This is a genomic window from Mesorhizobium sp. ES1-6, assembly GCF_020164775.1.
In the GTDB taxonomy this organism is placed as follows: domain Bacteria; phylum Pseudomonadota; class Alphaproteobacteria; order Rhizobiales; family Rhizobiaceae; genus Mesorhizobium.
This window is the reverse complement of record NZ_JAIUGU010000003.1, coordinates 500,136-513,598: the sequence shown is the minus strand read 5'-3', so window position 1 is coordinate 513,598 and position 13,463 is coordinate 500,136. Positions and strand designations below refer to the sequence as shown.

At 62.6% G+C, this 13,463-nt stretch carries 10 protein-coding genes; 1 reads left to right on the top strand and 9 read right to left on the bottom strand.

Annotated features, from left to right (window positions below; genetic code table 11):
- Nucleotides 1-73 precede the first annotated feature (73 nt).
- Nucleotides 74-1,372: an adenylosuccinate synthase gene (locus LB564_RS11330; RefSeq protein ID WP_224537576.1), complete on the bottom strand. Its 1,299-nt coding sequence runs from the start codon at nucleotides 1,370-1,372 to the stop codon at nucleotides 74-76.
- Between the two features lie 211 nt (nucleotides 1,373-1,583).
- Between LB564_RS11330 and LB564_RS11325 the strand changes: the two genes are divergently transcribed.
- On the top strand, nucleotides 1,584-2,477 hold the full coding sequence (locus LB564_RS11325) for a DMT family transporter (protein WP_224537573.1): 894 nt from the start codon (nucleotides 1,584-1,586) through the stop codon (nucleotides 2,475-2,477).
- Between the two features lie 13 nt (nucleotides 2,478-2,490).
- Here LB564_RS11325 and LB564_RS11320 read toward each other — a convergent pair whose 3' ends face one another.
- The 8 genes from LB564_RS11320 to glmM all read right to left on the bottom strand — a co-directional run bounded on the left by LB564_RS11320 (nucleotide 2,491) and on the right by glmM (nucleotide 13,166).
- A complete protein-coding gene (locus tag LB564_RS11320; protein ID WP_224537572.1) occupies nucleotides 2,491-3,708 on the bottom strand; it encodes a cytochrome c in 1,218 nt (405 codons plus the stop codon).
- Complete coding sequence (locus tag LB564_RS11315; protein WP_224537570.1) at nucleotides 3,705-5,471, bottom strand: GMC family oxidoreductase; 1,767 nt, start codon at nucleotides 5,469-5,471, stop codon at nucleotides 3,705-3,707. The genes LB564_RS11320 and LB564_RS11315 overlap by 4 nt, the downstream gene beginning before the upstream one ends.
- A gap of 2 nt (nucleotides 5,472-5,473) precedes the next feature.
- A complete protein-coding gene (locus LB564_RS11310; protein ID WP_224537567.1) occupies nucleotides 5,474-6,226 on the bottom strand; it encodes a gluconate 2-dehydrogenase subunit 3 family protein in 753 nt (250 codons plus the stop codon).
- A 421-nt stretch (nucleotides 6,227-6,647) separates the two neighbouring features.
- Nucleotides 6,648-8,249: a phosphoglycerate dehydrogenase gene (gene serA / locus LB564_RS11305; RefSeq protein ID WP_224537565.1), complete on the bottom strand. Its 1,602-nt coding sequence runs from the start codon at nucleotides 8,247-8,249 to the stop codon at nucleotides 6,648-6,650.
- Nucleotides 8,250-8,312: 63 nt separating this feature from the next.
- Nucleotides 8,313-9,488 (bottom strand): phosphoserine transaminase, encoded by a 1,176-nt coding sequence (locus LB564_RS11300; protein ID WP_224537563.1) that lies wholly within the window; start codon nucleotides 9,486-9,488, stop codon nucleotides 8,313-8,315.
- 237 nt (nucleotides 9,489-9,725) lie between these two features.
- Nucleotides 9,726-10,508: an outer membrane protein gene (locus LB564_RS11295; protein WP_224537561.1), complete on the bottom strand. Its 783-nt coding sequence runs from the start codon at nucleotides 10,506-10,508 to the stop codon at nucleotides 9,726-9,728.
- Between the two features lie 207 nt (nucleotides 10,509-10,715).
- Nucleotides 10,716-11,576 (bottom strand): outer membrane protein, encoded by an 861-nt coding sequence (locus LB564_RS11290; protein WP_140702348.1) that lies wholly within the window; start codon nucleotides 11,574-11,576, stop codon nucleotides 10,716-10,718.
- A gap of 237 nt (nucleotides 11,577-11,813) precedes the next feature.
- Nucleotides 11,814-13,166, bottom strand: a complete 1,353-nt coding sequence (gene glmM / locus LB564_RS11285; RefSeq protein ID WP_140702350.1) for a phosphoglucosamine mutase — start codon at nucleotides 13,164-13,166, stop codon at nucleotides 11,814-11,816.
- Nucleotides 13,167-13,463 lie beyond the last annotated feature (297 nt).

The window sequence follows — 13,463 nt, the reverse complement described above, 5'->3', positions numbered from 1 at the left end:
TTCAGTCGACCTGTATTTTGCTTCCGCGCCGGCCCCCGCAAATCAGCCGCGATGCCCGGAAAGGCTTCAGAAACTAGTCTTGAAACGGATCGGTCACAAGTATCGTGTCGTCCCGTTCCGGACTGGTGGAAAGGAGTGCCACCGGCGCGCCGATCAGCTCCTCGATGTATCGGACATACTTGACCGCCTGCGCCGGCAGATCGTTCCAGCTGCGTGCGCCGGCGGTGGTGCCTTTCCAGCCTTCCAGCGTCTCGTAGATGGGTTCCACGCGGGCCTGCGCGCCCTGGCTTGCCGGCAGGTAGTCGATCGTCTCGCCATCGAGCCTGTAGCCGGTACAGACCTTGATCTCGTCCAGCCCGTCGAGCACGTCGAGCTTGGTCAGCGCGATGCCCTTGATGCCGTTGACGGCGACAGCCTGACGCACCAGCACCGCGTCGAACCAGCCGCAGCGGCGCTTGCGCCCGGTGACGACGCCGAATTCATGGCCGCGCGTGCCGAGGAACTCGCCAATCTCGTTCTTCTGCTCGGTCGGGAACGGGCCTTCGCCGACGCGCGTCGTATAGGCCTTGGTTATTCCCAGGACATAACCGATGGTCCCGGGGCCGACACCGGAGCCGGCGGCGGCCTGGCCGGCGACCGTGTTCGACGAGGTGACGAACGGATAGGTGCCGTGGTCGATGTCGAGCAGCGTGCCTTGCGCGCCTTCGAACAGGATGCGCTCGCCGGCGCGGCGCTTGTCGTCGAGCACCTTCCAGACGCGGTCCATATAGGGCAGGATCTCATTCGCGACCGTGGTCAATTCCTGCATAATCGCATCACGCGTGACTTCGTCATGGCCAAGCCCGCGACGCAGCGCATTGTGGTGCGTCAGCAGCCTGTCGACCTTCAAGGGAAGCGTTTCCAAATCCGCCAGATCCATCACCCGCACCGCGCGCCGACCCACCTTGTCCTCATAGGCCGGACCAATGCCCCGGCGGGTCGTGCCAATCTTTGTTCCGGAATTTGAAGCGGCATCCTCGCGGAACCCGTCCAGCTCCCGGTGTACGGACAGGATAAGCGCCGTGTTTTCGGCTATTTTCAGGCGATCCGGCGTCACGTCCACGCCCTGCGCTTTGAGTTTTTGCACTTCGGCGACGAAAGCATGCGGATCGAAGACCACGCCATTGCCGATGATGGACAGCTTGCCTTCCCGCACGACGCCCGAAGGCAAGAGCGAAAGCTTGTAGATCTTGCCGTCGACGACCAGCGTGTGGCCGGCATTGTGGCCGCCCTGGAAACGCACCACGACATCGGCGCGCTCCGACAGCCAGTCGACGATCTTGCCCTTGCCCTCGTCGCCCCACTGCGAGCCGACGACCACCACATTGGCCATGTTTCTTTTCCCTTGAGACGCCGCAGCGCGGCTTGGATATGGTTCGAAACGACAGGCCTCTATAGCGTCAAGACCTCGCGAGTGCGACCTTTCTTTGGCGCCGAAAATGCCCTGAGGCACAACAATTTTCGGCTTTGACATCATTTACTTGGGCCGACGGGGGCAATAGGCCGGCAAACACCGCGGCCCATGCCGCGGCCGGAAGCCCGGCATGCATCGAAACGCCTACATGTTCCTGTTGCTCACCACCTTGTTGTGGGGCGGCAATTCCGTGGCCGGCAAGCTGGCGGTCGGCCACGTCTCGCCGATGACGCTCGTCTTTCTGCGCTGGATGCTGGCCGTGGCGATCCTGCTGCCGATCGGCTGGCGCACGATCCAGGAGGATTGGCCTGTCGTGCGCAGGCACTGGCTGGTTCTGGCTGCGCTGGGCGCCAGCGGCTTCACCCTGTTCAACACGATCTTCTACACCGCGCTCAATTACACCACCGCGATCAATGTCTCGATCGAACAGGCGGCGATGCCGATCCTGATCATGACAGCCAATTTCATCTTCTTCCGCCTGCGCGTGAACTGGGCACAGATCGCCGGCGTGGTGCTGACCATCCTCGGCGTCATCCTGACGGCCTGTCATGGCGATCCGCGCCGGCTGCTGACGCTGGAACTCAATTTCGGCGACGCCATCATGCTAGTCGCGGTCGTCCTCTACAGCGGCTATTCGGTCGGGTTGCGGCTGAAGCCGGCGATGCGCTGGCAAAGCCTGATGCTGGCCATGTCCTTCGCCGCGCTCATCACCTCGCTGCCCTTCTTCCTGTGGGAAGCCGCCGCCGGCAAGGTGATCGTGCCCGATGCGCGCGGCTGGGCTGTCATCGTCTACACGGCGATCGGCGCCTCGGTGATCTCGCAGATAACCTATATCAGGGGCAACGAGTTGATCGGCGCCAACCGCGCCGGCCTGTTCATCAACCTGGTGCCGATCTTCGGCACGCTGCTTTCGGTGCTGATCGTCGGCGAGACGTTCCAGCTCTATCAGGCGCTGGCGCTGGTTCTCGTGCTGGGCGGCATCGGGCTCGCCGAATACAGCGGGCGCAGGACCTCCCGCCTCTGACGGCGCGCCGAAATTACGGTTCCAATTCCTTGCGCACCGCCGCGATATCGTCGGGCGAGACTGCCGGAGCGGAATTGCCCCAGCTGCCTCGCACATAGGTCAGCACGTCGGCGATTTCCTGGTCCTTCAGCCGCCATGCCAGCGAAGGCATCGAAGGCGTCGTCGGCGCGCCGGCCGTGTGCACCGCCTGGCTTCCGGCGAGAACGACGCGGGCAAGCGTTTCGGGATTGCCTTGCGCGACGATGGAATTGCCGACCAGCGTCGGGAACAACGCCCCGGCCCCGGCGCCATCGCCGCCATGGCAGGCCGAACAATTGTCGTGGTAGATCGCCTCGCCGGCCACCATCCGCGCCGCGTCGGGTTTGGGCGCCTGCGCATTGCCGGTGTCCGACCCGAGGCTCTTGAGATAGACGGCGACGGCCTTGAGATCGGGATCCGTCATCTTGGAGGTCGAGTTCTCGATCGCCTCGGCCATCGGACCGGACGCGATCGAATGCGCGTTGACGCCGGTCTTGAGGTAAGCGACCACATCCTCTTGCGACCATTTGCCAAGGCCGGATTGTGCATTGTTGGTGATGTCGGGAGCGAACCAGCCCTGCAGCGACGCCCCTTGCAGGAAGCTGGAGTCCTGATCGGCGCCCAGGAAGGACTTGGGCGTGTGGCAGGTGCCGCAGTGCCCGGCGCCCTGGACGATATAGGCGCCGCGATTCCACTCCGCCGACTTGGAGGGATCGTCCTCGAAGCTTACCTCGCTGAAGTTCAGCAGGTTCCAACCCCACATCGACAGCCGGATGTTCAGGGGAAACGGCAACTGGTTGGCCTCGACCTTGTTCGAGACCGGCTCGACCGTGGTGAGGTACGCCCAGAGATCGGAAATGTCCTGCTCGGTCATCCTGGTATAGGCGGGGTACGGCATGGCGGGATAGAGCCGCACGCCATCGTGGCCGACGCCGGTCTTCATCATGTTGCGGAAATCGATCTCTGACCAATTGCCGATGCCCGTCTCGTGGTCCGGCGTTATGTTGGGCGGCACCAGCGCGCCGAAAGGCGTTTCGAGCGGCAGGCCACCGGCCAACGGCTTGCCGCCCGGCCTCGTATGACAACCCGCGCAATCGCCGAGCACGGCCTGGTATTGGCCGCGGATGATCTGGTCGGCCTGGTCGGCGGCAAGTGCCGGCGTGATCGCCAGCAGGGCCGCGCTGGCGTAGAGTGACGCTGCGAGCGCTTTCATGCCTGCACCAGCGGCGCGCCGGGATTGCGCAAATAGTGATTGCGGATGCCGTCGGCCGCGCGGTAGGCGAGCGCGCCGACCGTTCCCGTCGGATTCTTGCCGGCATTCTGCGGAAAGGCCGAGGCGCCGATGACGAAGACGTTGGGCACATCCCAGCTTTGCAGGAAGCTGTTGACCGCGCTCTTCTTCGGGTCCGTTCCCATGATGGCACCGCCGGTATTGTGGGTGCTTTGATAGGGGACGCTGTCCCATCCCTTCTTGCGGCGGCCGACATTGTACTGCTTGCCGCCAAGCGTCTTGGCGATCTCCTCCATCCGGTCGCAGAGATAGTTCGACATCCTGATATCGTTGTCTGGAAAATCGAAGGTCATGCGCATCAGCGGCCGGCCGAAGCGATCCGTGTAGGTCGGGTCGAGGTCGAGATAGTTGGTGCGTGTCGCGTAGCTGCTGCCCTGCGAGGAGAAGCCGAGCGTGCTTTTGTAGCCCGCGACGGTCGCCTTCTTCCAGGCGCTGCCCCATTTCGGCGTGCCGGGCAGCGTCGGCCTTGTCCCGATCGGACGTCCATTGGTGGGGATGCAGTTGATGCCCGCGCCGCCGACGAAATCGAGCCCGCCATGATCGAAGGCGTCGCCATTATAGTCATCGATCGTCTGGCCAAGCGCGCCCGCGGCAATGAACGGATTGAAGTTCTTGTCATCGAAGAACACCTGCACGCCGGCATTGGTCTGGTAGCAGTAATTGCGCCCGACCGTGCCCTCGCCGGTGACGGGATCGTAGATCTTGCCGATGCCCGACAGCATCATCAGCCGGGCATTGTGCAGGCCGTAGGCGCACAGCAGCACGAGATCGGCCGGCTGGAAGAATTCCTGTCCCGAGGTGTCGACATAGGTGACACCCCGCGCTGACTTGCCGCCGGCGGCGAGATCGACATGCAGCACCTCGCTGTCGGTCCGGACCTCGAAATTGGCCTTCTTCATCAGGACCGGAAGGATGGTGGTCTGGGCGCTAGACTTGGAATAGTTGGCGCAGCCGAACCGCTCGCAGAATCCACAATAGGTACACTGCCCCATGGTGATGCCGAGCGGATTGACATAGGTCCGCGACATGTTGGCCGACGGTGTCGGGAACGGGTGCAATCCCATGGACCGGCCGGCATTGGCGAACAGGGTCGGCGCGTAGGTCATCTCCATCGGCGGGTTCGGATAATCCCGGGACCGCGGATCCTCGAACGGGTTGCCGCCTTCCTGTATCTGCCCCTTGATGTTGCCGGCCTTGCCCGAGATGCCCGCCAGATATTCGAACTGGTCGTAATATGGCTCCATCTCGGTGCCGGTCACGCCCCAGTCCTCGACCTGGAGATCGGCGATCCGCGCCGCGCCATACCTCTTGGTGAGGTTGGTCTTGATCTGGAAATCCGAATCCCAGAACCGCCAGGTGTGGCCGTTCCAATGGACGCCTGCGCCGCCGACGCCGTTGCCGGGCAGGAACGAGCCGAAATCGCGCATCGGCAGCGCCGTCTGCGAAGGGTCGTTGCGCATCGTCAGGGTTTCGACGGCGGGCTGCAGGAACAGGTCGCGCCGCACGCTGTAGCGCAGTTCGTCCTGAGCGTAGCCGATGTTGAAATCGGTTGCCGTGTCGCGCCAGGGGCCACGCTCGATGGCCAGCACGTCCAGGCCCTGATCGGTCAGTTCATGTGCAAGGATGGACCCAGTCCAACCGAGGCCAACGATCACGACGTCCTTGCGGGGCAGTATCGTCGTCATGGTCAGCTCCTTTTCACCAGCCATTCCGGGCTGCCCTCGATAGAGACGGGCGGCCTCGGATAGGGTTGATTGTGCTTGCTGACGTGGTCCCGGTAGTCATAGCGCGCGCCGGGAAAACCGAGCATGCGCCACGAGACCATGTCCTTGTTTCCGCCATAGACCGGATCGGCGAAGAACCCTTCCATGGTGTTCTGCAGCAGAAGTCCGAAGAAGCCGGCGGCCTTGACGCCACCGGGCAATTCGACCTTTCCGGCTTCCATGGCGGTCAGGAACGCATCCTGGTCGGCCGGCTGGAGCTCGACGAATGTCTTGCCGTCGCGCAGCTTCAGGAAAGCGTCGATGGCGGCAAGGCCCGAGCGATAGCGTTGGGCCGGGTTCGGCTCGCCCTGATATCCCTGCGTGGGCAATCCCGGCAGGAACGGTCCTTTCGTGTAGAGCCGGCTCGACGTTCCGAACGCGCCCGTCAACTGACGGTCTATATAGACGGCGCAGCCAGCCTCCTTGCCGCCCATCGACAGGTCGTCGGCGGGAATGATGCGGTCGACGATGGCTTCGACCAGGGCGGCTTCCTGCGGCGTGAAGAACTGCCAGCCGCCTGACACGACCTGCACCGGCGGATCGGACGACAGCGGCGCCCAAGGCAGCGAGCCCGACAAGGATCGGGCAAAGCTTGCCGATGTTGCCGTGACCGTGAACATCGCGACCGAAGACAGAAAAAGACGCCGGCTCAGGCGGACAGTATTATAACGATCCATCGAAGGCACTCCGGCAGTAACAGACACGCGCCACGGAACACGCACAAATCATGACCAAACCAGTTTAGTTTAAGTCATGCCCATCCATTGGAGTCAGCGTGCGGAAAGAAACCGCCATCGTCAAGCAGATCACGAAATCGTTAGATTAGGCCAAGCCGCCTGCTTATCGCCGTCCGCTAATGTATTGGCGACTAAACCATATAATCTTAGTCGATGGAGGCAAAGGGGACCGCCAGCCGCCGCTCCGGCGATAGCCGAATTGACCGGGATATGACAGGCCAACCATCCGTTCCGCGCGGCGTCTGGCTGCGACGGCGCAATCCGCCGGATGGTGTCGGCGCTGATGGAAACGCCCCGCTTGCATGCCTGCAAACGGGGCGTCGTAAATGGTATCGCTTGTCGCCCGTGATAGGTGCGGGGATTAGATCCCGCCGACGTCGAACTGCAGCCGCTTTGCCGAGTCGATCGACTTGTGGTCCCGCACCTGCGCCAGCACCTTTTCCGGGAACGGCGCGTCGAGATAGAGCAGCGCGATGGCGTCGCCGCCCGGCCGGTTGCGGCCAAGCTGGAAGTTGGCGATGTTGACATCGTTCTCGCCGCACACCGTGCCGAGCAGGCCGATGATGCCGGGCGCATCGGCGTTGGTCGTATACAGCATGTGCTGGCCGACTTCGGCGTCGAGATTGATGCCCTTGATCTGGATGAAGCGCGGCTTGCCGTCGGAGAAGCAGGTGCCGGCGATCGAGCGGGTCATATGCTCGGTCTTGACGGTCAGCTTGATATAGCCGTCGAACACGCCCGACTTGTCGCGCTTGACCTCGGCGACAATGATGCCGCGCTCCTTCACCATGATCGGCGCCGACACCATGTTGACGTCGGCGACCTGCGGGCGGATCAGTCCGGCAAGCGCGGCACTGATCAGCGCGCGCGTGTTCATCGTCGCGGTCGAACCATCGAACAGGATCTCGACCTCGCTGATCGGATCGTCGGTGACCTGGCCGACGAAGGCGCCCAGCACTTCGGCGAGCTTCACGAACGGCTTCAGCCGCGGCGCTTCTTCCGCCGTGATCGACGGCATGTTGATGGCGTTGGAGACCGCGCCCTTGATCAGGTAGTCGGCCATCTGCTCGGCGACCTGCAGCGCGACATTCTCCTGCGCCTCCGCCGTCGAGGCGCCAAGATGTGGTGTCGCCACCACGTTCTCCATGCCGAACAGCGCATTCTGCTCGGCCGGCTCGACCTCGAACACGTCGATGCCGGCGCCCGCCACCTTGCCGCTCTTCAGCGCCGCGACGAGGTCGGCCTCGACCACCAGCCCGCCGCGAGCGCAATTGATGATGCGCACGCCCTTCTTCATCTTGGCGATCGCCGCCGCGTCGATGATGTTGCGCGTCTTGTCGGTCAGCGGCGTGTGGAGCGTGATGAAGTCCGCACGGGCGAAGAGTTCGTCCAGTTCGACCTTGTCGACGCCGAGTTCCTCGGCGCGCTTGTCCGACAGGAACGGGTCGAAGGCCACGACATGCATCTTCAGCCCGACGCCGCGTGTGGCGACGATCGAACCGATATTGCCGCAGCCGATGACGCCCAAGGTCTTGCCGGTGATCTCGACTCCCATGAAGCGGTTCTTCTCCCATTTGCCGGCATGGGTCGAAGCATTGGCTTCCGGGATCTGGCGGGCGAGCGCGAAGATCATCGCCACCGCGTGTTCGGCCGTCGTGATCGAATTGCCGAAGGGCGTGTTCATCACGATGATGCCCTTGCGGCTCGCCGCCGGGATATCGACATTGTCGACGCCGATGCCGGCGCGGCCGATGACCTTGAGATTGGTTGCGGCGTTGATCAGCTTCTCGGTGACCTTGGTCGCCGAGCGGATGGCGAGGCCATCATACTGGCCGATCACTTCAAGCAGCTTTTCCTTGTCCTTGCCGAGATCGGGCAGATAGTCGACTTCGACGCCGCGATCCTTGAAGATCTGCACGGCGGTGGGTGAGAGTTTGTCTGAGACGAGAACGCGGGGCGCCATGGCGGCCTCCTTGAAAATGGGATTGGTCCGGAAATGGGCGGCCCGCGAGCCGCCACAGGATTATCAGGCAGCCGCTTTCAGCGACGCCTTCTGGCTGGCAAAAGCCCAGTCGAGCCAAGGCAGCAGCGCCTCGAGATCGGAGGTTTCGACGGTTGCGCCGCACCAGATGCGCAATCCCGGCGGGGCGTCGCGGTAGGAACCGATGTCGTAGGCAACGCCTTCCTTGTCGAGCGTCGAGACAAGGCCCTTGGCGAACGCCGCCTGCCCGTCGGCGTCGAGCGCCGCGATATCCGGGTCGCTGAAGGACAGGCAGACCGACGTGTTCGAGCGCGTCGCCGGCGCGGCGGCGAGATGGCCGAGCCAGGATGAGCTCTCCACGAACCGGTCGAGAACCGCGGCATTGGCATCCGCCCGGGCGACCAGCGCATCGAGCCCGCCGATCGACTTCGCCCAATTGAGCGCGTCGAGATAGTCCTCGACGCACAGCATCGACGGCGTGTTGATGGTTTCGCCCTTGAAGATGCCCTCGATCAGCTTGCCGCCCGAGGTCAGGCGGAAGATTTTCGGCAGCGGCCATGCGGGCTTGTAGCTCTCCAGCCGTGCGACGGCACGTGGGCTGAGGATCAGCATGCCATGCGCGCCCTCGCCGCCCAGCACCTTCTGCCAGGAGAACGTCACGACATCGAGCTTCTCGAAATCGAGCCTCTGCGCGAAGGCGGCCGACGTCGCATCGCAGATGGTCAGGCCCTTGCGATCCGCCGGGATGAAATCGCCGTCCGGCACGCGCACGCCCGAGGTCGTGCCGTTCCAGGTGAAGACCACGTCGCGGTCGAAATCGACATTGGTCAGATCGGGCAGCGCGCCATAGCCGGCCTCGATCTTTCTGGTATCGGCGAGTTTCAGCTGCTTGACCACATCGGTGACCCAGCCGGAGCCGAAGCTTTCCCAGGCGACCATGTCGACGCCGCGCTCGCCGAGCAGCGACCACAGCGCCATCTCGACAGCACCTGTGTCCGAGGCCGGCACGATACCGATGCGGTAGTCCTGGGGAACCTTGAGAATCTCGCGCGTCAGCTCGATCGCCTGCTCGAGCTTGGTCTTGCCGATCTTGGCGCGGTGGGAACGGCCGAGCGCGGCGGATTTCAGCGCCTCGACCGACCAGCCGGGGCGTTTTGCGCAGGGACCTGAGGAAAAATTGGGATTTGCCGGACGGAGTCCGGGCTTCGCATGCGTCGTCATCGTGGTCTATCCTTCCAGATAGTGGCCCCTCGTTGGGGAGGGGTGGCCCACGGACGGCGATATGCGTTCAAGCCTCGGGCGTCAAGAGGAAAGTTTTTGTCGCTGGCAGGATACCAGATGCACGTCGCCCAAAGTGCACAGCGGTTTTGGCGAACGGCGCGCTATCAGGATCTCGCGCTTTCAAACGCAAACAGCGGACCACAGGATCCGCCGTCAAGGTCCCGATTTTTCCCGACGCTACCAGAGATCGTAGCGCAGCCCGAGCTTGACCTGGTGATTGCTGATCCCCTTGTGGACCGGAAAGGAAGTCAGGCTCTCGGCCGTCTGGTATTCGGCACTCGGAGCGGAGAAATACTGGTAGCCCACATCGACCGAGACGTTTTTCGTCACCTGGTAAGCCAGCCCCGCATTCAGCGTATAGGCGAGGGAGTATTGTGTCGCATTGTCCTGCACGCTGAAACTGTTGGCGGGGACATTGTTGTCCGTGTAAATCGCCGAAAGCTTCCGCGAACTGCGGACAAAACCGATGCCGGCGCCGACATAAGGCGTGACCCCGACATATGTGCCGAGATCGACATAGCCGTTGAGTATTCCCGAGAAGGCATAGTTCTTCAGCGATCCCGATCCCTGGGTCGGCAATGTCGGCAACGCGATGACCGCAGAATCGTCATAGCCGAAGCTGGCCTTGTTACCCGGCAGATAACCGAAATTGACATCGGCGCGGAGGTAATCGTTGAAATGGTAGCCGAAGCCGACGCTCGCAAACACTGCGTCTTCGCTCTCGCTGAAGTTCTCGTTGTTGAGCGTTGAGGGGAAGGTGAAATCCCCATTCTTGAAGCTCTTCTGCACCAAATAGGAGACGTCGCCGCGCAAGTACCAACCCGAGCCAACCTCGACCGGCACATAGTCCGGCGCCTGGTCGACATAGATCGGCGGATCGTAGTCGGCGGCGAGTGCGGACGTTAGCGGCAACAGGGCGAATGTGCCAAGCGCCAGCGCCGTACGCGATATTGATATCATGGTCCCCGGCTCCCGAATTCAGCGCCGTCAAACAAGCAACGGCGGCCAACGTTTCATGAGCCATTGTTAACCATAGTGGTTAAGTGCCGGTTAAGGCTAACAGAGCGTTAGCGAATTGATTTTCGAACGGGCTGACTTCGGATCGTCTCAAACGAAAACCGCCCGGCTGATACCGGGCGGTCGACGAATTCTGGAAGTCCGAGGCGGTTACTTGGTATAGATCGGCTCGGGTTCCGGCTGGTAGGCCACCACAGGTGCGGCGCAACCATTGTTGCCGCCGAACTGGTAGCGCAGGCCGCCGCGCACCTCGTGGGTGTTGAAGCCATGGTCGAAGCCCGGCCCGGCGCCCGGCGTGGCGCCGGCTGGACCATATTCGAACATGCGACCGCCCTGGATATGGGAGAAGCGGTAGCCGGCATCGAGGATGACTTTGTCGGTCAGGCAGTAGGAAGCACCGGCCATGACCGCATAGGCGAAGCGCCAGCTGGATGTTCCCGGGTTGGACTCGGTAGCGCCCGGGGTCGGGTCGTAGACAGTATCCCACTTGACGCGCGCGCCACCGATACCGGCGCCAACATAAGGCGTGATGCCGTGCCAGGTGCCGATATCGACATAGGCATTGGCGAGCAGCAGCAAGGCGCTCATCTTCGACGATTCGACCGAGGTCGTGGTGGCGTCCGAAGTGCCGCCGCTGAAGTTCGACTTGAACCAGTAGTCGGCGGTCAGGTCGGTGCGGAAGTGTTCGTTGATCTTGTAGCCGACGCCCGCGCCGAGCGAGAATCCGCCCTTGAGCTTGCCATAGTCGAAGGACTTGCTGCCGGCGACCCCGACAGGAGGTCCGCACGGGCAAGGGTCGGCTCCGTAAGTGATGTAGTCGATGTCGCCCACCTTTGACTTGTGGTAGTCGATGTCGCCACGGATGTACCAGCCGCCAACGTCGACCGGTTGCTCGTAGACCGGCGGCGGCGCCTCTTCGACCTGCGGCTCGGGCAGGTCGGCTGCGAACACTGGCCAGGCCAGGCCCGCGAACAGCAGCGCGAACAGGGCCTTTCTTGCTGTATTGAACATGCTTGTCACCCCTAGAAATCCTCGGAACGCCGATCGTGTCCGAATGAGATTGGCTTTCAGGCGTGGATAATGAATTGCAAAAGTTAAAAGGCGTTTAACCCTGTCGATTAACCACGAATCTCTAAAATTCGAGGGATTCGGCGATGATTTCGACAGAAATTGACCGGTTCCGCGGCCAACAAAAAAGCCCGCCGAGGGGCGAGCTTTCGATGCGTTGTCTTCCAGGCGGAGCGCAGATCAGGCGGCGCTGCGGGTTTCCGAAATGACCTCGACGATATCGTTGACGACCGCCTCGACCAGTTGCGGATCGTCACCCTCGGCCATGACACGGATCAGCGGTTCGGTGCCGGATGGACGGATGACGAGGCGCCCCGCCTTGCCGAGGCGATTGCGGGCATCCTCGATCGCGGCCTTGACCGGGGCTTCCTCCAACGGCTTGCCGCCGGCGATGCGAACGTTCTTCAACAATTGCGGCACCGGCTCGAACTTCCTCGACAGTTCGCTCACCGGGCGGCCCTGCCGCTTGATGCAGGCCAGCACCTGCAGCGCCGAGACCAGCCCGTCGCCGGTCGTCGAGAAATCGGACAGAACGATGTGGCCCGACTGCTCGCCGCCGACATTGAGCCCATGCGCGCGCATATGCTCCACGACATAGCGGTCGCCGACCTTGGTGCGGTGCAATTGCAACTTCATGTCGCCGAGGAAGCGTTCGAGGCCGAGATTGGACATGACGGTCGAAACGACGCCACCGCCGGCCAGCCGCCCGCTCTGGTGCCAGGACTCGGCAATAAGCGCCATGATCTGGTCGCCATCGACGATGGCGCCGTTCTCGTCGACGATGACGACACGGTCGGCGTCGCCGTCGAGCGCGATGCCGATGTCGGCGCGCACTTCATGCACCTTCTTCTGCAGCCCGGCCGGATGGGTCGAGCCGCATTCCCTGTTGATGTTGAAGCCGTTGGGTTCGACATTGATGGCCACGACCTCGGCGCCGAGTTCCCACAACGCCTCGGGCGCCACCTTGTAGGCAGCACCGTTGGCGCAATCGACGACGATCCGCAGACCCGAAAGCGACATCGAGCGCGGCAGCGTGCGCTTGGCGAATTCGATGTAGCGGTCATGCACGCCGTCGACGCGCTTGGCGCGGCCAAGTCCGTCGGAATCGGCGAGCGCCAGTTCGATATCCTTGTCGAGCATGCTTTCGATGCGTTCTTCGATCTCGTCGGAGAGCTTGTAGCCATCCGGCCCGAATAGCTTGATGCCGTTGTCGTAATAGGGGTTGTGGGAGGCCGAGATCATGACGCCGATGTCGGCGCGCAGCGAGCGTACCAGCATGGCCACCGCCGGGGTCGGGATGGGGCCGAGCAGGAACACGTCCATGCCGGCGGCGCAAAGGCCGGCCACCATCGCGTTTTCGATCATATAGCCGGAAAGCCTGGTGTCCTTGCCGAGCACGACGCGATGGCGGTGGCTGCCGCGCTGGAACGAGAGGCCGGCGGCCATGCCGACCCGCATCGCGATTTCGGCGGTCATCGGAAACTTGTTGGCGCGCCCGCGAATGCCGTCCGTGCCGAAGTAATTCCCTGCCATGCTAGCCAGTATCCCTGATTGTCCTTAGCCGGCACGTCATGCCACAATTGGCCGTCGCGCCTCGATCACATTGTGTGATTATATGTTACCAATCCTTAGAAAATCATTGTTGTGCGCTGCACACAACATGGCCACCGCGTTGCATGGGAACACTGTTGCGCCACAATATACCAGTTTTGCGAGCCATTCGGCGCAGATGCACCCTGAAAATTCTTGCCACGCCGGCGCTGACGCCCAATGATTTCATCACCTTGTCGTTAGAACGCGACTTTCGGCGATATATAAGCCACCTGGCAT